Source organism: uncultured Fibrella sp. (assembly GCF_964250085.1).
Taxonomy (GTDB): domain Bacteria; phylum Bacteroidota; class Bacteroidia; order Cytophagales; family Spirosomataceae; genus Fibrella.
Window position 1 is genome coordinate 521,897 of record NZ_CAXUEC010000002.1, and the last position, 19,233, is coordinate 541,129.

A 19,233-nucleotide genomic window follows, 5' to 3' on the forward strand; every position below is an offset into this window, starting at 1 on the left:
TCCGTATTACAGAATGGTGTATCGGTAAAAGCCGAAGCTGTTGGCGGTTGGCAGCGTAACCGGTAGCCTGCCATCGGCCGACACGGCGAGTTCCAGCGCTTTCCCTCTACCCGATACTGGCTGTAGACGTACCCGTTTCCCGGCCGGAAGCCAGGTACGTATCGCCTGTTGTGGCTCGGCATTATCTTCCCGAAAAACGAGCAGAAAGCCGTCTTTCTCCGAACGAATCGACTGAAATCCGGTCCAGCTTTTGCCGCTGGGTTCATCGCCGATGGGGAAAATCTGCCCGCCATGAATCTGCGGCTGCAACGCCCGGTACGTCTTGATCAGTTGAGCCGTCTGGAAGGCTTCGGCGGGTAAACCGGTTGCCTCGAACCAGGCCAGGGGTTGCGCCATCATGGTAATGGCAAACAGGTAATCGAACGGGTAATTGGCCGGGGCAAACCGGTCGCCAGCCGGGTATTTGTCGGCATTGCGCCACTTGTTCAGAAACTCGATCTGCAAATTCTGAGCGGGCACGTACCTGGACAGGTTCCAGAGGTTACGCAGCGTCCAGTAGGGATAGTAATTCGTCCAGTCGGTGTAGCGGTTTTCCAGAAACAGATTGCCGTACTCATTCATGAAGTGATACCCATTGCGCCGCCCCGCCGTTACGTCCATATTAAAGACCACATTATTGCTGGTTGCGGCCTGTACCGTGTCGAGGAATTTCCGAAAATTGACCTCCGCCGTTTTATCGGGAATCTGCACCAGATCAATCTTGAACGTTCGGATGCCGTACTGTTTGTAGAGGCCAATCAGGGTTTGCGCGTCTTTGTCCCAATGCCGGAAACTGCTGTCGATGCTGGGGCTGAACCATAAGCCAAGTTCGATGTTCAGTTTTCGAGCCGCCTCGATAACGGGTTTCAGGCCGTTCGGGAACCGTTCAGGATCAGGCGTCCAGTACGCAGGATTGTTCCAGATGGCTTCGCTGCTGCCGCCCGGCGTAGCCGAATTCATCGACTTGCCAAGTTGCCAGCCATCGTCGATCTGGAACCGGCTCACACCCAGCCCGGCCGCTTTCTGCAACTCATTGATGATAAACTGCTCCCTGATTTTGGTGTCTTTGTTGCGGTCTCCCCAGGTATTCATCAAAATCATATCGTCGCGGGCGGGGCGGCGGGGGCGCTTAGCATCCTGATAGCTTCGAAGCGTTTGGAGGCCTTCCAGTTCAGACGCACCACCCAGCCCCAGCGTGTAGCCGTAGCCACGCACCCAGGCCGTTTCCGACAGATCAGCGGGAATAATGCCAACGCCCACCGGTTGCACACTGCCATTCTTGACCAGAAAATCGAAGCCCGGATTAGCCAGTTGCACCGCCGAAACGGGCGACTCTTTCAGGATAAAAAACGACGAGCCCGACAAACCATCATTGAGCCAGAGCAGGTTGCCTGTCAAATAACCGGGCTGACGGTACAGGTTGTAAGCCACTTCATTGACCAGCGTATTATTGCGGTCGGTCATGTCCACGAACTCAACGGCCCGGCCCCGCCAGTGATTGCCCGCCAGCGCCAGTTTATCCATAGCAGGTGCCGTAGCGAAAAACTTGTTCAGGTCATCCTGCGACTCAATGTTCTTGAAATCCATACCGCCCGCCGCCTTTTTAGCCGCCTGCTGCCACTCAGCCGACGCCTTTCCTTGCAGGTAAAACGTACAGTTCAGCGCCGCCAGTCCGGGGTAGATTCGGAAGACCCGCCGCACCGACAACGTACCCAGCCGGGTGGTGACGCTCACCTCCAGATGGTCGGTCTGGTTGAGTTGGCCCACCACCTGTTTTGTTTCCAACTGGCCATTATCGCCCGCCTTTGCGTGGCCGGGAAACGAGCAGTCAGGGTCTATACTGATCCAGTTCCAGGTTCTCTGCTGCTTTTTATCCGTCAGGCTCAGGGTAATAAGGTGGCCGTTGTTCCAACTGAACCGCCGGGCTATCCGGTCGTTTTCAAGCACCAGCGTATCATGGCTCAACACAGCCCGGCAGCTTTGCAACGACTGTCCTTTTGCCAAACCAGTGATGAGAAGAAGGGTAGATAGGCTACCAGAAAATAAAAGACGTTTCATTTACAAGGGAGTAGAAATGGGGTAATATCTGGTCAATTCACAGCGTAAACGTCCATTGATTAGCTGCTTTTTCGCGTAGGTGAACCTCCAGCGTTTGCTGGCTTCCGTTGGGTTTCGTAATTACCAGTTGATACTTGCCGTAAAATCCCCGGAAAGCCGCTTTCCCCTGCTTACTGGTCGAAACGGTCACATTTTTAGTCATCCAGTCGGTCTTGATCAGCGTCAACAACGTGTTGTACACGGGCTTGGGATTGTAGGCCTCGTCCAGCAACCCGCCTCCTTTCAGCCAGATGTTCTTGTCGGACAGCCCCCACCAGTTGATCGACGCCACGGCCGGATGACCGTAGGCCAGGGTGTAAAATTGTTTGGCAAACTCGGCCTGCGCCTCTTCTGTCCAGGTGCCTGTTCGCCAGCCCGTGATCGCTTTTCCCGACGACTGCGGAATGAGTTCGGTGATGTGGATGGGCAGGCCAAATTCCTGATACAGATCAAAGGTCTTGTACACCTCCACGGGTGAAAACCACATCTCGCGCGGTTCGTGGCCCTGAATGCCAATGCCGCCGATCGGTGTATTACGGCTCCGCAAGTCTTTCAACAACCGGTAAAACCGCTCCCTGACCTTCGGAATCGCCAGTGTAAAGTACTCATTCAGAATATAATGCCCGTCGGGGTTTGCCTCGTGCGCCCACTTAAACGACCGCTCGACCCAGGGCGCGATCGACTCAACCGACACGTCGTTGACACTGTAGCGAAAGTCATTATTATTGGCGGTGTCTTTCAGGGCACTTTCCCACGGCACCGTATTTACCGGCTCATTTACCACATCCCAGATATCGATCTGCCCTTTATAACCCACTACGTTATTAATGATCCGGGCTTTGTAAACGGCTTCAGCCTCCTGTGCAGGCATGCGAAGCAGCCATTTCGGCGTGCCCGATGGCGACGTCCAGCCGAGGGGGTGGCCTTTGGTCGTGATGTTGTTGGCGCGGCACCACTCAATAGCCTCCTGGTTGCTTTTCCAGTCGGGCATACCGGGTTTGGGTTCGTATTTCGCCCAGTAAAAAGGCAGAATGGCAAAGTTGAACAGGGCTTTGAACCGCTCCTTGAAGACGTCGACTTTGTACGGCACCTTCGGCGCAAAATTCCCCAGTTCAAACACCAGGTTACCAAACAGAAAATCCTGCGCTACCTGATTGACCGTTACCGACACGTTCCGTAACGGCTTGCCTGCCGCATCGACAAACGTTAGCTGCGCGTCGCCTTTCCGGTATTTTTCAATATTGGCGGTGGCTTTGGCCAGGTACTCCGCTTCGATCCGGCTTCGCTGATTGGCCAGTGAGTCCCGACCAGCCGTAACCGCGGCGGCCTGCTCTTCGATTCGTTTCCCCGTTGGTTGCGCCCGGCAGGCAGGGCTACCAACATTCACAAGCAGACAGATAGCGACAGCTAGACGAAAGAGACGTAGTAAATCAATCGGCAGAAACCGGCAAACAGAGATGTTGAGCATTAGATGCACCTTCGTAGGGCTGTTTATCTGTTAAACGGGAAATGGCTATTTTTTCCCGACTCCCGATCCTGGTTGGTGACAACGTACCTGGCCATGTGGCTTTCCTCATCGGCATAGCGCTGCTTTAATCGGTCGTGATGGTCAGGCTGGTGCCCGCCAGTAGATGGCGGTCAACGACCTTGTCCCAGAATGTTTTCAGGAAGCCGTAGGTGTCGTAGCGGCCTTCGCCCAGCGGCTGAATCAGCGTATCCCACACGGTGATGATGACCAGCCTTAGGCAGAGGTTTCTCATAAGAATTGGTTAGGCCAGTATTGCTGACGCTGGGCCCGGACGCGGGACCGCCTTCGACAGGCTTGGGGTGCCAGGTACGTTTCCGATCAAGCCGTAGCTGTTGGCAAAGTCAGGGTAAATTCGGTGAACTGGCCCTCTTCACTGTCGAGGGAAAGCGTTCCGCCGTGACCTTTTGTGATGATGTCGTAGCTGAGCGACAGCCCCAGGCCGGTACCCTGTCCGGCGGGTTTGGTGGTAAAAAATGGCTGAAATATCTTCTGCCTGATCGACGCCGGAATACCCGTTCCGTTATCTCTGATACGGATACGGGCCTGATTTGCTTCCCGGCTGATCTGTACGATTACCTCGGGCTGGTAGTCAGGCCCAGCCGTTTGTTGCCGCTTCTGTACGGCATGAAATGCGTTGTTGACAATATTGAGAATCACCCGCCCCACTTCCTGAGGGGCAATAGTTAGTTTACCCAGTTCAGGGTCGGGAATGATGGTTAGTTTGGCCGTAAATCCAACCGTCGAATCGTCTTTATCTTTTGCCCGAATGCTGTGGAAAGCCAGTTTGGCATATTCGTCGGCCAGCGCATTCAGATCGGTAGGTTCTTTCTTGTCGCCGGTGGTGCGGGCGTGTTCCAGCATGCCTTTGATGATCGACGAGGCCCGGTTGCCGTGTTCGGTTATTTTCCGAAGGTTCTGGTGGAGATCGGTCAGCAGGTCGGCCTCCAGTTCATCGTCGCGCTGCGGCTGCTGCTGGTTTTCGATGAGTTCACCAACCAACTCCGTGCTGACTTCCGAGAAATTCTTGACGAAGTTGAGCGGGTTCTGAATTTCGTGGGCGATACCCGCCGTCAGCTCACCCAGCGACGCCATTTTTTCGGCCTGAATCAGTTGCGTCTGCGTGGTTTTCAGTTGCGCCAGCGTTTCCTGAAGGGCTTCTTTCTGTTCGCTAAGTTGCTGATTAGCCAGGTGTTTGGCGCGGTTGTTCCGGCTCAGGATATACGAAAAGCCGATCAGCAGGGCAATGCAGCCAATCAACACCAGCACATACTGCCGTTGCCTGTTCGACGCCTGCTCGCGAAGCTGGCGATCTTTTGTCAACAATTGAATCTGCGACTCTTTTTTTAGCAAATTCTGCTTGTACGCCAGCGAAGCCAGCCGCCGACTGGTTGCCTCGGCGGTGAGGCTGTCTTTGTAGGCCGTGTATTGCAAAAAGTAGCGGTATGCCTGCGCATAATCGCCTTCGCGGGCAAAGGCCGTGCTCAACGCCTGGTTTGAATCGCGTAGTTTCTTGCGGGCGGTCAATTGCTGAACCACCTGCGGGCTGCTTTTATCGAACAGGATCAGGGTGTCGAGCAACCGGTCTACGAAATCGGGCTTGACCCGAAGATAACGCAGTCGGCTGGGGTCAAAATCAAGGCCGGGAATTGGTGGTACGTAGTCGGCCGGGCGTTCGGGTGAGGCTCGCCGATCCATCGTGCGTTTGTCTGTAGGAGGCATTGCTTCACCGAAAACAGATGTACCGTCTTTGGTTCGGCTACGCCAGACCATGCTGGTGCTCAGGGCCTTACCCACCGACTCCATCAGTGGCGAAAAGGAAGCCGCCAATGACGGAGAACTGCGCATGGTGTTGGCCTGAATTCGGGCTACCTGCCCCATCACCCAACCCGCTTCTCTGGTGTCCTGAAGCTGACTGACTAACCGATTGGCTTCCTGTAGATTAGCCGCTGCCTGTTGAGGCTGTTGCGGCAACTGTATACTGGCCAGTTGGCAAAGCGCAACGATCTGGCCCGACGGATAGGCAAGCTGGCGCGACAGGGTCAGCAGCGAATCGGCCACGGCAACGGAGCCGACGGGTCTCGACAGCGCTGCTTTCAGGCGGTAATTTTCCCTCCTCAGCGGTTGTGGCTTACTGACTAGCTGGCTATCTTCCTGAGTCACCTGGGCCTGTACCGCCAAAGCAGATAAGAGTAAAAACAGCAGGAGGCAGGGTAGTGTGCCAGGGCTGAAAAGCTGTTTCATTGGTACGTAAATGAATATATCGCGTTGAATATACCTCATTTACGTACATTGTCGCTCGCTGCCACCTATTGTATTGGAAGTTGGGCACCAGGTACGTACCTGGCGCTCGACTTTCCCCCGCGAGACTATTCGGGCATTCATTTTCTAGTAAACCAGCCTGGTTTCTCACCAGATGAGCTGGAAAATGAGTAGTATAGTAATGCTCCAATCATCGACTACTACCCCTCAAAAAGAGAACGACGGGCGAATCACGGGGAGGGTCACCGTTTCCCACCAGTAGGTCCGCAGTTGCTTGAAGTAATCCAGCCAACCGGCAAAGGTGATCGGTTTAACCAGGTAGGAGGAGCTACCCCAACTGTAGGCTTCACTGATATCGGACCGCCTGTCGGAACCACTGAGCATAATCACGGGAACCAGGTTACACGGCACCGGTAAACTCCGAATGGTCGCTTTTTTTACGAAGCCTGATCAACTCCTTATCGGTTAAACGGCCAGCAGGAGTACCTCAACAGGTACGTTGACTACCTGCCCAACCCTATGACCACCCAGAAACAACTCGACAAGTCACCGAAATACCCGGCCTGGCGTTCGCAACTGCCCCTGCATTGCCATTCACCTAACCCCTCACGGAACGAAGTGAACTCATCAGTTGCAGTAAGGTTGCCAGGTCGACGGGCTTCACCAGATGACCATCAAAACCAGCCTCAAAACTACGCCGCCTGTCTTCTTCCTGTCCGTAGCCTGTCAAGGCAATCAGCACCAGGCTACTACCCCACGGCTGTTGCCGAATCAGCATTGCCGTCTGGTATCCATCCAGTTCGGGCATACTGATATCCAGCAGAACGATCTCCGGCTTAAGGGTTTCGGCCGCTTCGATGGCTTCGCGCCCGCTGTAGCGCACGTGTACCTCGTGCTTTTTTAATTTCAGCAACATAGCCAATGTATCGGCCGCATCGCGATTGTCATCTACGACCAGAATACGCTGTCTTAATCCTATGGCACTGGCTAGTTCACTTACTTGATTCATGGATTTAGTTGGTTTCAGTAACGTAGGTAACGTAACAATAAACTCGCTGCCCCGGCCCAAACCTGCACTCCGGGCCTCTACCCGCCCGCCATGCAACTCAACCAGTTGCTTAACCAGCGTCAGTCCTAAGCCCAGGCCGCCCTGCGCCCGATCGAGTGACGAGTCTACCTGCACGAATAAGTCAAAAATGCGCTCCAACTGGTCGGCGGCTAGACCAATGCCGTTGTCGCCCAACCGCAGAACAGCCGCCACACCCATAGGCGGTCCATCGGCCAATCCGGGTAGTGTGTCGGTCACCTCAATTTCCAGACTTAGCCAGACGTGGCCTTCCAAGTGGGTATAGCGAGCGCCATTGGTCAGCAGGTTCGTGACCACCTGAGTGAGTCGGGTAGCGTCGCCATACAGATAGATAGGAAAATCGGGCAGGTTCACCTCCAACTGACGACGGTAGCTGTCGTACAGTGGCCGCATCACATCGGTAGCCTGCTGCACCAGGGCCGTCAAGTCGAGCCGCTCCCGGCGTAGTTCGAGCTTACCCCGACTGATTCGGCTCACGTCGAGCAGGTCGTCGATTAAACGAACCAGGTGATCGACTTGCCGACTCATCATTGCCAGCGCGGGACCGATGGTCTCGTCTCCACCGCTCGTCAGTTTCAGTAGTTGCAACACATTGCGGATTGGCGCCAGCGGGTTTCGTAGTTCGTGAGCCAGCAAGGCAAGGAACTCGTCTTTACGCCGATCGGCTTCGCGCAGTTCTTCTTCCATCTGCTGGCGCTGCGTTAGGTCACGCGCTACGGTAACGTACCCAAGCAGGCGTTGCTGCATGTCGTACAACGGTGACTGAACGCCTGATACAAAGAATCGGGAGCCGTCTTTTCGGACCTGATACCGCTCATCAGCAGCCTGCCCCTGTTGTTGGGCGGTCTGAGCTTCTTTTTCCGGCACGCCTGCTGCCCGATCTTCCGGCGTATAAATAAAGGCGGCCGATTGGCCAATGGCTTCCTCTGCCGTGTAGCCGAACAGTTTCTGAGCGCCGACGTTCCAGCTAGTCACCACGTTGTGGGTATCCGTCGTGATCAGGGCGTGGTCGGTGATGCTGGCCATAACAATGCGCTGCTGCTCTTCACTTTGGCGCAGCGCCTCGTCGGCCTCTATCCGGTCGTCGATATCGAATATGACGCCATTGAGCCGGGTAGCCTTATCGTCTTCTTCAGCGGTAACACGCCCGTAACCACTCATCCAGCGTACGGTTCCATCTTCGTGCACGACCTTGAACTCAGCCTTGTATATGGTTTTCCCCTGAATAGCATAGGTCAGCTTAGCCTTTATCCGGTCGATATCATCCGGGTGAACATGCCGCATGAATTCATCGGGAGTAACGGCCCGCTGGTGGGGTTGCATACCGAAGAGTAGAAAATGCTGCTCATTCCAGTAGACTTCATTATCGGGCAAATTCCATTCCCAGGTTCCCATCTCGGCCGCTTCAATGGCAATGCGCATTCGCTCTTCCGAGCGGCGTAATGCCTCCTGGGTACGTGCCTGTTCGAGCCGGGGGAAAATTAGATTGGCCAGTTTCTCGAACAGGCTGATCTCGTCGTCGCGCCAGGCGCGCGGTTGCCCGTCTGAAACGGAAAATAGATAGTTCGACTCCCCGGAATTAGCGAACGGAACACTCACAAACGCGCCTACCCTCAACCGGGCGCACGCCTCGCCGTCTGTACGCGGGTCTGTCCGGGTATCACAAACGACCATCGTCTCTCCCTGTCGGCTTACCCGATGAAATTCGCCACCACTTATGAAATCCTGAATGCGAAATTTCTGATGCTGCAGGTCTGGGTAACCATCCAATGCCCAGCCATAGCTTACGGTTATTTCTTCGGGCTGTGTTAAGTCTACACCCAGGAAATTACAGGTCTTCACCTGCATGTACTCACCAATTCTGGCACCGATGGTCTGCATGATCTCATCGGTAGACGATAGATTGGTGAAGTTGTTCTGTATATCAATTAGAAAAGCAGCACTCGCCTGTTGGCGTTTTCGCCCGGTAACATCCTGAAAAACAACCGCTATCCGGCTTCCCCGATCGCTAACTTTGAACACGGAGAAATCGTACCACTTTTTATCTGACTCGGCGTATTGTTCCATCCGTTCACTCTGGCCTGTTCGGGCAACCCGGTAGAAGATCTCGTACCAGTAGTCTTCGTAACTGGCGTCGATTTCCCGTAGCCGCCGACCCGTGAAATCCTGCCCAACCATCCGGGCAGCGGCCGGGTTGGCGCTCAGGTACAGAATATCAATGGGGGCATTCGTCTCGTCGTACAGGATCTCGCAGAGAAAGCAGCCTTCGTCGATCTTCTCGAAAAGGGTCTGGTAATTCGCTTTCGATTCACGCAGCGTTTCTCCCGTCCGTCGGTTCTCGCTGATATCGATGTTCATACCCACCCACTTGCTCACCTCACCGTTGGCGTCCAGCACTGGCGCTGCCCGCACGTTGGTCCATCGCCAGCCGCCAGCGGGGTTGCGCAACCGAAACTCAGCATTAACCCAGGTATGTGTCCGAATAGCCTCCCGCCAGTTCTGTAGGGCATACGATTGTTGGTCGGGATGAACTGCGTTAACCCATCCTTCGCCCAGCCACTCAGCTTCGGTTTGGCCCGTGTAAGCCCGCCAGCTTGGCGAATCGGCAACAACCTGACCATTGGCGTTGGTCTCCCAGACAGCCTGCGCCACCAGGTCGATCAGGCTGCGATAGGCCTCGATCGACTCGAAGCTGCCTGCCACAGCCCATGATTCTGACGGCTTAATCACGTTATTCGTTTTGGGTGTAGAATGAACCATACACGCTGGCTTAGCATGTTTCCGGCTAAACCGATGAATGGAAAGAGGTGTTTATTTAACTATGACGCTAAGTTCCTGAAGGTATATATTTTTTTAGAGACAGGTGTACATATTCTACAACTTTGTCGCTTAAATAAGCACACAATCTATACTTGTTCTATCACAAGGACATACAAGGCGAAAACTAGCTACAAAACAGACAAGTCATTACATATCAATAACATACTGTGCCCCGCGAGCCAGCATATGTAGTTGCAGATGAGTAACACTGACCAACTCTCCGGGGTCGGCAAGTGAGTAGTTTGTCTGGTCGGTTTGCCGGGTGCCGATGAGGAATGCACTACCCGAACCAATGACCCGCAACGTGTTTCCGTTGGTGGTGCCCGTATCCTTACTTAATCCTGAGTCGGGCAAACCCGGATAGCGAAGCAGGGCATCGACCAAGCGAGGCAAGCCGACATAAACGGCCATACTGTCCTGGCATCGGCATGTGTAGCCGCCGTTTCCGTATCCTCAATATCTATATCCAAAAAGCCGGAAACCGATTATTGCTGGTGCTTTCCCGAACAAATGGTGAAAGGAAAACCAATATCTATTTTCTACGATTATGGAAAAACTTAACGTATTACCAGAAGCGCCTGCCCGCCTCGACGGGGTAGGTCGTCGGTCCTTCCTGCGTTATGTGGGTGGTGCGGCGGTAGTGGGTGGCATCCTGTCATCCTGCACACCAACCGCCGATGAGGTTACTGCCTCATCAACGCTCAACGATTACAACTTCGGCAAGTATGCCCGGCAAGCGAGCAACGGTGTCGTTGTAGATCTGGGCACGGGTGAGATTGCGATCCTGAACTACGCCTACGCGCTGGAGCAACTCGATTCAACATTTTATGAACTGATGCTGGCCAACCCGTCGCCAGAGTTCACGTCGAAGGAACTCGGTCGGCTGATGGACATTCGCGACCACGAGGTGACTCACCGCGAATTCTTCAAGCGGGCATTGGGGTCAGCGGCTATTCCCAGACTGACGCTGAACTTCAGCGGCATTAACTTCAAACAGCGCTCTGTAGCCATCGACGTAGGGCGTATGTTCGAAGACATTGGCGTGTCGGCCTATAACGGTGCTGGTAAATACCTGAAAACGGACGCATACCTGCTGACGGCGGGTAAGATTGTGTCGGTCGAGGCCCGGCATGCGGCCTACCTGAGCGAGTTGCAATTTCCCAACTCGGATGCATTTGCCGGCGATCTGCCCGTGAACGGCCAGGGGCTGGAACGGTCTCGTGAACCCGGCGAAGTACTCTCTATTGTTGCTCCGTTTATCGAAGAGACACTCGTCTTTAGCCTGGCCTAATTTTCTTTATCATCGAAAACAGACACTCAGCTATGAACCTGCAAAATATGCTCAACGAGCTGGAATCCGTCGATGGCGAGATTATCGACCGGCTAGCTCATGTATCACGCCGCCACCTGTTCAGCATGTGGGCCACAAAAGCCGCGAAACTGGCGGCTCCTGCGGTACTTACCTCGGCCCTGACCAACGCCTATGGCCAATCGGGGTTACCCGCCAACGTGGTAGACGTGCTGAACTTCGCCCTGACGCTCGAATACCTGGAAGCTGAATTTTACATTCGGGGCACCGAAACGGCCGGCCTGATTCCCAGCCAGTACATGAAGATCTTCCGGCAGATCCGCAAGCATGAAGAAGCCCACGTCCGGTTATTGCAGTCGGTGCTCGGGATGCAGGCGGTGCCTAAACCAACGTTCGATTTTACCGGCAAAGGTTTTTACCCAACCGTATTTGCCAGCTTCGACACGTACCTGACGTTGGCCCAGGCCTTTGAAGACACGGGCGTGCGAGCCTACAAAGGGCAGGCAACCAACCTGAAGAATGCCCCGGCTATTCTGGAGGTGGCCCTGAACATTCATTCGGTCGAAGCCCGTCATGCGTCGCGGCTGCGGGAACTGCGGGGTGTCAAAGGCTGGATCACCGGTGCTGATTCAACGGCTTTACCGGCGGCTATCTACGCGGGCGAAAACGTCACCAATCAGCTCGGCGTTGAACTGACAAGTGCCTCTGGCAAATCGGTCGAGATCGTGACGGAATCGTTCGACGAGCCGCTCAGCAAACAGGATGTACTGGCCATCGTTAGCCAGTTCCTGGCGTAACCAGTGGACTTTAGACGTTGGACGTTGTTAATGTCCAACGTCTAAAGTCCAACGTCTGGTTAACGATCTGGAAGTGCGTAGGCAACGTACCTGTCGCCCGATTTTGACTTTAACTTTCCGCCACCGCAGGCGATGACAATAAACTGCTTCTCTCCCACCGAATAGGTAGCGGGTGTAGCGTACCCAGCCGTTGGCAAGGCCGATTGCCAGATGGTTTTGCCCGTTTTTTTATCGATAGCCCGCAACTGCCCGTCTTTACTGGCGGCAATGAACAGCAGGCCACTGCCCGTTACCAGCGGACCGCCATAATTATCTGTCCCCGTTGCCGGAATACCTTTGGCGCTCAGTTCGGGGTATTCGCCCAGCGGAACCTGCCAGCGGTGTTCGCCCGTGTTCAGGTCGATGGCCGTTAACGTACCCCAGGGCGGCGCACTCACGGGATACCCGTTGCTGTCGTACCAGCGGTTGTAACCCGTATGCTGATATGGCACGTCTCCTTTTTTGGCCTGGACTGCCTGCACCGCACTGCTTTTATTCTGAAGAAAATCAACGATCGCTTTGCGGTCAGCGTCAGGCAGGTGCGAGAACGACGGCATCATTCCCCGCCCTTTTAGCAACACCTGATTGATGGCTTCGGTCGACAGGCGTTTGTCGATACCAAGCAACGACGGATACGACCCGTCGTGGTTTCCCCGGCGGTCGGCCCCGTGGCAGGCAGCACAGTTTGCCGTATACAGTTGGTTGTTCGATACCAGCGCATTGGCAACGGGCTGTTCCTTTAAAATCAGCGTCGAATAACACGGATTCTGCTTCGCCGGAATATAAATCGTCCCTTCCGGGTCGGTGGCGGCACCACCCCACTGCGCTCCCCCATCCGTACCGGGGAAAAAGACGGTCGTTTCCGAGGTGAGCGGAATGTACGGACTGCCCGTACGGGCGTTGCGCAGCATGGCCACGATAGCGGGCCGGTTTGATGTCCAGGGATTGATGTCTTTTTCGGTAAAGGTCTGCTGCGTAAACGGGGCTGGTTTCAGCGGAATTGGCTGCGTTTTACTCGTTTGTTCACCCGCCACGCCATCGCCCGGAAACGCTTTTTCGACCACCGGAAACAGGGATTTACCCGTTACCCGATCAAAGACAAACACGTGGCCCTGCTTGGTAAGCTGCGCCACGGCGTCGATGCGTTGGGTCCGACCGTCGGGGCCGCCCTGAACAACCGTGAGCAGGTTGGGCGGCGAAGGCGGGTCACGATCCCAGATGTCGTGGTGAACAAACTGAAAATGCCAGAGCCGTTTGCCGGTAGCGGCATCCAGCGCAATCAGGCAGTTGGCGAAGAGGTTATCGCCTTTCCGATTGCCGCCATAAAAATCATACGCCGCCGAGCCCGTAGGTACGTAGACGATGCCCCGCGCCCGGTCGATGGCCATGCCCGCCCAGGCGTTGGCCCCGCCAAGTCGCTGCCGGGGATTGGCGGGTGCCCAGGTTGAGTAGCCATACTCGCCCGGTTCGGGAATGGTATGAAACGTCCAGACAAGCTGCCCCGTCCGGGTGTCGAAGGCACGCACGTCGCCCAGCAACGCCGTTTCCCCTTCGGCCAGGCGGGTGCCCACGATCAGCAGGTTTTTATAAATGGTATTCGGCGTATTGGGTCGAACGTAATTATCGCCACCGGGTCGGTCGATTCCATCTTTCAGGTTGATTCGGCCGGCCTTTCCGAATGTGTTGATGACGTTGCCCGTTTTTGCATCGAGGGCGTAGAGGCCGCCACCCGCCCCGAAGAAAATCCGCTCGTCGTTCCCCTCGGCCCAGTAGGTAACGCCCCGGCTGGTGGTGCCGTCGGTATCGGGCAGGCTGGTTTTCCAGATTTCTTTCCCCGTCGCCGCATTCACGGCAAACGCCTGTGTATTGGCCGACACCCCGTACAATACACCACCAATAACGATCGGATTACACTGCATCTGGGTGCTGTTGCGCACCGTGTCGGCTCCACCCGACGCGTAGCTCCAGGCCACTTTCAGTTGCTGTACGTTACCGGGCGTAATCTGCTTTAGCACCGAATAATGGCTTCGCTGCCCATCACCGTTATACTCCGCCCAGTTGGTATCGGGTTCAGGCGAACTGATTTCCAGACCCAGCAGCCCGACCAGCGCAACAGCACCTATTGACAGTACCCTGAGTAGTATATGTGTGTTGTGCATGGTGACCAAATTGTATTGGTTGATTTGTGTAGAGACGCATACTTGCGTCTGGGAGGCGTCAGCAATTAGCAATTCGATTGTTACAAAAGCTGACGCCTCCCAGACGCAAGTATGCGTCTCTACAACGTCAGGCGCTGTTTATCAGTCAACAATACCTGTTTCAACTCTTGGTACGGCAACCGTTGCGGCGACACTTTTTTGTTGATAGACAGCACCGCCGCCGTCGCTGCCGACTGACCAAGAATCATAAAAACAGGTTCCATGCGAATGGAGCCGTAGGCGATATGCGAACTCGACATGCAGACCGGCACCAGCAGGTTGGTACATTCCGATTCCTTCGGCAAGATGGAGCCGTAAGCAATGGAATACGGCTTATCGGGATGCACGCCAATATCGCCCTCGTTCTGAACGTACCCATCCGCCTTCACAAATCGCTGAGCGTTGTGGGCATCCAGCGCATATGAGCCCATGCCGATGGGGTCAGGTACGTTCGTTTTGCCGAGGGCATCAGCTTCCTTCATCACGAAAACACCCTTCATGCGCCGTGCTTCGCGGATGTACAGTTGGTGCGGCCAGTTGCCATTGTCTGTGAATTCATCTTTGGGAAGCCCCCACTGCTGCATCTTCTCGTGTACATCGGCCGGTACGGGGGCATCGTTTTGCAGAAAATACAGCAGCCCTTTCTGGTACAACTCATGATCACGAATAATCTGCTTCCGACGCTCGTACGTCGCTTCGGGATAGTCGTAGTTTTTGCCGATATAGTCGGTGCTGAACGGGCCGTGGTTGTTCGTATCGGTTTTCCGGTTGGGAATGGGGTCGAACTTGCTAAATGTCTCGCGCCAGCCCGCCGCAAAGACCCGCGCCAGTAGTTCGTATCGTGCCGGATCGTACCCCGCTGGCTTTGGAAACGGCACGCGATTATCGGGATGGTTGCTCAGGCACATCCGAAAGCAATACGCCTGGATCTTGTTATCGCCCGACCCATTTTCGCCCGGTTTTTCGGCCGACACTTCCGGTAACAGCCCACTCGCCGGATCGCCAGGTACGTTGTAGGGGCTAATGTTGGCCTTAAAGTAATGACCATGCTGAAACACGCCCACCTGAACGCCGTTATGCGTTTCGCCGTAGACACTATTTGCCTCGCGGCCAACGTGATAACTTACACCTGCCGCCGCCATCAGATCGCCTTCGTAAGTGGCGTCGATGAACATTCTTCCGGCGTAGGCCTGTCCGCTCAGGGTGCGGAATGACTGAATCGCGCCTGCCTTTTTCTGAATGCTCTTTACCGACCGACCTGCCGTGGTTCGATCAAGCCATTCATCGCGGTAGACGGTCAGGTTATGTTCCTTTACCAACGCCTCGAATACCTGTTCGGCGGCGTGCGGCTCAAAAATCCACATGGTCCGGCTGCTACCGTCGATGGCGGGTGTGCCCTGGCCTTTGTTGCCGTAGTCGGCCTGTTTCTGCCATGCCCACGAGGCATCCTGCTGATAATGGGTGTACAGCCGCTGGTAAAACTCGCGCGACAGACCACCAATCACCTCTTTATTCCCCGTATCGGTAAAGCCCAGCCCGCCCGACGACAAGCCGCCCAGGTGTTTATCCGGCGACACAATGATGACAGACTTGCCCATCTTTTTCACCTGCACCGCCGCCATCACCGCCGCCGATGTACCCCCGTAAATGACCACGTCGGCCCGCCGAACCCCGGCCATTCTGTTCAGAGTAGCCCCTGGTTTGGTCGAGATAGTGGGTACGTTGCTACCAAACAGGATAATACTGCTGATGAAGCCGCACAGGAAAACATAGTTTTTCATGGACGATGGCGTTGATCTGAACCGGAAAAGGCGGCCCGGTCAGGGTATTACTTCTCTCACGCCTACCCAACCGATTGGTTTGGCAGGTCCTTCTCAACGATTTTACCACTTATCTTGTCTTTCAGGATCAATTTATGGCGGCCATCGTGGGTAATCTCCTCTTTAATCAGATAGAAATCAGCGTCGTAGTCGGTAAGCGTTTTTTCCTGAGTAAGTCCTTCCCGACCGCGCCAGACGGGTAGCTGCACCGGCTCCCACTGCTTGGTATCGGCCGAGCGATAGGCCGCGTCGAGAATGGCGTTTACCACGTACCCATCGTAGAATGTTTCGGCAGGCTCGCGACCCGCTTCGCACGAACTGAACATGTCGGTAAACATGTGGTTATAGCCCAGGTCGTTCACCTCATCGCCCACCGGAAACAGCCAGCCCGAGTTGGCTTCCGCTTTCTCGGCCACATAATCGGCCCCTTTGCCCGACGAGTACATTTCGAAACCGGTGCGCAGGAAGTTGTTGATCCAGATGGTGCCTTCGGTGCCCATGACCTCGTCGCGGAGGTCCATGCCGCCCCGGAAAACCCAGCTCACCTCAAACTGGCCAATGGCCCCGTTTTCGTATTTCACCAGCGCAATGGCGTGGTCTTCGGCGTCGATGGGTTTTACCTGCGTGGCGGCCCAGCACATCACTTCGACCGGCCGAACGTCTTTTCCGATGAAGCTACGGGCAATTTCAACACAGTGGCAACCCAGGTCGAGCATACAGCCGCCACCGGCCTGCTCTTTATCCCAGAACCAGTTCGAGTGCGGTCCAGGGTGCGCCTCGCGGGATTTTGCCCACAGGATTCGGCCTAATGCGCCATTTTTTACCGTTTCGAGTGCCTTCAGGAATTTAGGCGAATAACACAGGTCTTCGAGGTAGCCGCCGAAAATACCCGCCTCTTCCACCATCTGCATCATCCGCAGGGCTTCGTCGGCGGTGCGCCCCAGCGGTTTGGTACACACCACGTTTTTTTTGTGTTTGGCGCAAAGCTCAACCGCCGCCGCGTGCAGGTTATTAGGCAGGGCAATGCACACCATCGTCACGTCGGGGTGGGCAATAACGGCCTCCATATCCGTCGACCAGACGGTGCAGCCGTAGTCGGTGGCAAATTTCCGGGCGGTTTCTTCCCGACGGGCGTAGATGGCGATTACCCGGTCGCGGCTCCGCTGTCCGTGGAGCGATTCGGCGTAGAAGCGGCCAATAAAGCCGCCGCCAAGCATGGCTATTTGTTGCATATGAAAATTGGTCATTAGATAGTCATTAAGTGGTCAGTTGCCTGCGGCGTCATTAGTAGTCATTGATGGTAATTCATTATTTTCTACAAATGACCACCAATGACGCCACAGGCAACTGACCATACAGTCAATCGGCTTCCGTCACTTTACCGCCGACGACGAACGTTTCACCGATGTTTAGCTTTTCGGCCATGTAATAGGCCATGAAGTTGAAGGGGATGATGTTGTGCAGGATCGAAAAATGCTCCTCAACATCGGGTGCTTCTACGGTAAATACGTGTGCGCCCGCTTTGGCGATCACCTCCGACAGGCGTAGGGTACGTTCATAGGCCGCACCTTGGGCCATAATCTGGATAACGATGCTGTCTTTGGCGGTTTCCTTGGGGCCGTGATCATACTGGGCCATGGGCAGGCCGTGGAAATTCAGCTTCGTGCTTTCGCTCAGGATCAGCGCCGCCTCGTAGGCCGTGCCGATGTTTGGACCACTACCCGTCACGTACATGCCGTGAATGGGGTATTGATCGCGTACCGCCAGAATCTGGCTGGCTAGTTGTTCGCCCTGCTGCCGGTACTGCTCAAACCGGTCGGTGAGCAGGGCCACAGTTGCTTCGGGTGCAAAACCAAAGCCTTTGAACAGCGACACCAGCGTATTTACGTAGGTTTTCGACGATGAATAGTGCTCTTCGCCCGCCCTGATCGGCAGCACCCGCGCCACATTCGGCGCGGTACATAGCTCGCCGTCCGTGTAGTTGGACACGGCTATATATTGATCGAATAACTCGCGGCACCAGAGCACTTCGCTGCTCCGACCCGACTGCGACAGCAGAACAGCCATTGGCTCTTTTTTGCCTTTAGCCAGGTAATAGACATACTCCGATGCCAGTTCGGGCCGAATGGGTATACCCATGTATTTAAACGCCAGCGGGGCAAAGTACGACGAGCCCATGCCCAGGTACGTTGTGTTGAGCGGCAGCGGCTCAATCAGACTGTCCAGCACGTCGCTGGCGCGCCGGGGAATCTCTAAAATTTCGTTCAGGACTGGATTCACAAGATGGAGGTTGGGGGGTACTTAAGAGGTCGTGTTTGATGGTACAGTTACCGGGTCTTTCTCGTACGACAACGTCAACGCACCGACGATGGCGAGGCCGATACCCAGTGATTCGATCAGCGAAAGGCTTTCGTTTAGAAAGATAATGGCCAGAACGATCGTGAAAACGGGTTGCAGTGCCCCGGCGATGGTAGTTACTTTAGACGCTTTCCCTTCGGCACTGTAGGCGGCAAAACTAGCCAGCACGCCCAGCCCGTTCAGTAAGCCGGCCAGCGAGCCAAGACCCAGCGTTTTGGTCGATACGTGCAGGTCAACCAGGCCGAAGCTAATGAACACCAGCGCAATCAGGACCGACGATACGATAAAGCTTATGTACGACCATTCGGCCGAAATGTAGTTGGTCGTCTCTTTTTGGGCAGCACTGAATACGCCCCAGAAAAAGAGAGCCACGAGTGAATACAGGAGCCACGAGTTCAGGCCGATGGTCTGAAAAAAAGCGGCGGGGTTGTCGAACAGCAGCGATTCACCCGAGAGCATAAGCACGGCCGGGATGGCCATCAGTATACCGATGCCGTTGATCCAGTTGAGCTTTTCGTTGAAGACGAGCAGCGCAATAACAATCGTGACAAGGGGGTACAGGTTGGTTACCGGAATGACGATAGCCGCCAAACCACCGGACGTAAACGACTGATAGACAGCAACATTTCCAATTACAGCCAGTATACCAGCGACCAGCCCCCACAGGATTCCTCTACGATTTGGCTTCGTCTGGCTGCTCTTTTTCAGCACCAATGGCAGGGTAAACAACATGCCAGTGCTGAAGAGCAGGTGGTTGGTAAACGGACTCACCTGATCGGAGATGAGCTTGGCTACGACGCCCCAGGTGCCCCAAAAAAAGGCGGCGGCAATCGAATACAGAATCCATCCGTCAAGTTTCGTTTTCATGGATTGGTTGGTTCG

The 19,233-nt window shown here is 55.0% G+C and carries 14 protein-coding genes; 2 read left to right on the plus strand and 12 right to left on the minus strand.

All coding sequences use genetic code 11. The annotated features are described in order from the left end of the window. Positions 1 to 6 precede the first annotated feature (6 nt). The 7 genes from ACFE8Q_RS07665 to ACFE8Q_RS07695 form a co-directional block, all read right to left on the minus strand. Positions 7 to 2,097: an alpha-galactosidase gene (locus ACFE8Q_RS07665; protein ID WP_375444783.1), complete on the minus strand. Its 2,091-nt coding sequence runs from the start codon at positions 2,095 to 2,097 to the stop codon at positions 7 to 9. A 37-nt stretch (positions 2,098 to 2,134) separates the two neighbouring features. Continuing rightward, complete coding sequence (locus tag ACFE8Q_RS07670) at positions 2,135 to 3,604, minus strand: endo-1,4-beta-xylanase (protein WP_375444784.1); 1,470 nt, start codon at positions 3,602 to 3,604, stop codon at positions 2,135 to 2,137. 124 nt (positions 3,605 to 3,728) lie between these two features. Beyond that, the gene (locus ACFE8Q_RS07675) at positions 3,729 to 3,896 is read right to left on the minus strand and encodes a hypothetical protein (protein WP_375444785.1); all 168 of its coding nucleotides are present in this window, start codon (positions 3,894 to 3,896) and stop codon (positions 3,729 to 3,731) included. A gap of 86 nt (positions 3,897 to 3,982) precedes the next feature. Further along, a complete protein-coding gene (locus tag ACFE8Q_RS07680) occupies positions 3,983 to 5,905 on the minus strand; it encodes a sensor histidine kinase (RefSeq protein WP_375444786.1) in 1,923 nt (640 codons plus the stop codon). Positions 5,906 to 6,130: 225 nt separating this feature from the next. Further along, entirely contained in the window at positions 6,131 to 6,307 is a 177-nt protein-coding gene (locus tag ACFE8Q_RS07685) for a hypothetical protein (protein ID WP_375444787.1), read from the minus strand. Between the two features lie 214 nt (positions 6,308 to 6,521). Further along, complete coding sequence (locus ACFE8Q_RS07690; protein ID WP_375444788.1) at positions 6,522 to 9,770, minus strand: PAS domain S-box protein; 3,249 nt, start codon at positions 9,768 to 9,770, stop codon at positions 6,522 to 6,524. Between the two features lie 207 nt (positions 9,771 to 9,977). After that, the gene (locus tag ACFE8Q_RS07695) at positions 9,978 to 10,241 is read right to left on the minus strand and encodes a hypothetical protein (protein ID WP_375444789.1); all 264 of its coding nucleotides are present in this window, start codon (positions 10,239 to 10,241) and stop codon (positions 9,978 to 9,980) included. Between the two features lie 136 nt (positions 10,242 to 10,377). On the opposite strand from ACFE8Q_RS07695, the gene ACFE8Q_RS07700 reads away from it, so the two are divergent. Continuing rightward, entirely contained in the window at positions 10,378 to 11,121 is a 744-nt protein-coding gene (locus ACFE8Q_RS07700) for a ferritin-like domain-containing protein (protein ID WP_375444790.1), read from the plus strand. Between the two features lie 32 nt (positions 11,122 to 11,153). Further along, a complete protein-coding gene (locus ACFE8Q_RS07705; RefSeq protein ID WP_375444791.1) occupies positions 11,154 to 11,936 on the plus strand; it encodes a ferritin-like domain-containing protein in 783 nt (260 codons plus the stop codon). Between the two features lie 59 nt (positions 11,937 to 11,995). Here ACFE8Q_RS07705 and ACFE8Q_RS07710 read toward each other — a convergent pair whose 3' ends face one another. From ACFE8Q_RS07710 to ACFE8Q_RS07730, 5 genes are all read right to left on the minus strand, one after another. Further along, positions 11,996 to 14,134 carry a PQQ-binding-like beta-propeller repeat protein gene (locus tag ACFE8Q_RS07710; protein ID WP_375444792.1) on the minus strand — a complete coding sequence of 713 codons (2,139 nt, stop codon included), beginning with the start codon at positions 14,132 to 14,134 and terminating at the stop codon, positions 11,996 to 11,998. Between the two features lie 119 nt (positions 14,135 to 14,253). Further along, the gene (locus ACFE8Q_RS07715; RefSeq protein ID WP_375445150.1) at positions 14,254 to 15,852 is read right to left on the minus strand and encodes an FAD-dependent oxidoreductase; all 1,599 of its coding nucleotides are present in this window, start codon (positions 15,850 to 15,852) and stop codon (positions 14,254 to 14,256) included. Between the two features lie 164 nt (positions 15,853 to 16,016). After that, complete coding sequence (locus tag ACFE8Q_RS07720; RefSeq protein WP_375444793.1) at positions 16,017 to 17,225, minus strand: Gfo/Idh/MocA family protein; 1,209 nt, start codon at positions 17,223 to 17,225, stop codon at positions 16,017 to 16,019. A 127-nt stretch (positions 17,226 to 17,352) separates the two neighbouring features. After that, a complete protein-coding gene (locus tag ACFE8Q_RS07725) occupies positions 17,353 to 18,273 on the minus strand; it encodes an SIS domain-containing protein (RefSeq protein ID WP_375444794.1) in 921 nt (306 codons plus the stop codon). 21 nt (positions 18,274 to 18,294) lie between these two features. Then, entirely contained in the window at positions 18,295 to 19,218 is a 924-nt protein-coding gene (locus ACFE8Q_RS07730; RefSeq protein ID WP_375444795.1) for a DMT family transporter, read from the minus strand. Positions 19,219 to 19,233: the final 15 nt, after the last annotated feature.

Bases quoted from the DNA above. Each gene is read 5' to 3' on its own strand.
- ACFE8Q_RS07665 (WP_375444783.1), bottom strand. From the start codon at position 2,097: ATGAAACGTCTTTTATTTTCTGGTAGCCTATCTACCCTTCTTCTCATC.
- ACFE8Q_RS07670 (WP_375444784.1), bottom strand. From the start codon at position 3,604: ATGCTCAACATCTCTGTTTGCCGGTTTCTGCCGATTGATTTACTACGT.
- ACFE8Q_RS07675 (WP_375444785.1), bottom strand. From the start codon at position 3,896: ATGAGAAACCTCTGCCTAAGGCTGGTCATCATCACCGTGTGGGATACG.
- ACFE8Q_RS07680 (WP_375444786.1), bottom strand. From the start codon at position 5,905: ATGAAACAGCTTTTCAGCCCTGGCACACTACCCTGCCTCCTGCTGTTT.
- ACFE8Q_RS07685 (WP_375444787.1), bottom strand. From the start codon at position 6,307: ATGCTCAGTGGTTCCGACAGGCGGTCCGATATCAGTGAAGCCTACAGT.
- ACFE8Q_RS07690 (WP_375444788.1), bottom strand. From the start codon at position 9,770: ATGGTTCATTCTACACCCAAAACGAATAACGTGATTAAGCCGTCAGAA.
- ACFE8Q_RS07695 (WP_375444789.1), bottom strand. From the start codon at position 10,241: ATGGCCGTTTATGTCGGCTTGCCTCGCTTGGTCGATGCCCTGCTTCGC.
- ACFE8Q_RS07700 (WP_375444790.1), top strand. From the start codon at position 10,378: ATGGAAAAACTTAACGTATTACCAGAAGCGCCTGCCCGCCTCGACGGG.
- ACFE8Q_RS07705 (WP_375444791.1), top strand. From the start codon at position 11,154: ATGAACCTGCAAAATATGCTCAACGAGCTGGAATCCGTCGATGGCGAG.
- ACFE8Q_RS07710 (WP_375444792.1), bottom strand. From the start codon at position 14,134: ATGCACAACACACATATACTACTCAGGGTACTGTCAATAGGTGCTGTT.
- ACFE8Q_RS07715 (WP_375445150.1), bottom strand. From the start codon at position 15,852: ATGGCCGGGGTTCGGCGGGCCGACGTGGTCATTTACGGGGGTACATCG.
- ACFE8Q_RS07720 (WP_375444793.1), bottom strand. From the start codon at position 17,225: ATGCAACAAATAGCCATGCTTGGCGGCGGCTTTATTGGCCGCTTCTAC.
- ACFE8Q_RS07730 (WP_375444795.1), bottom strand. From the start codon at position 19,218: ATGAAAACGAAACTTGACGGATGGATTCTGTATTCGATTGCCGCCGCC.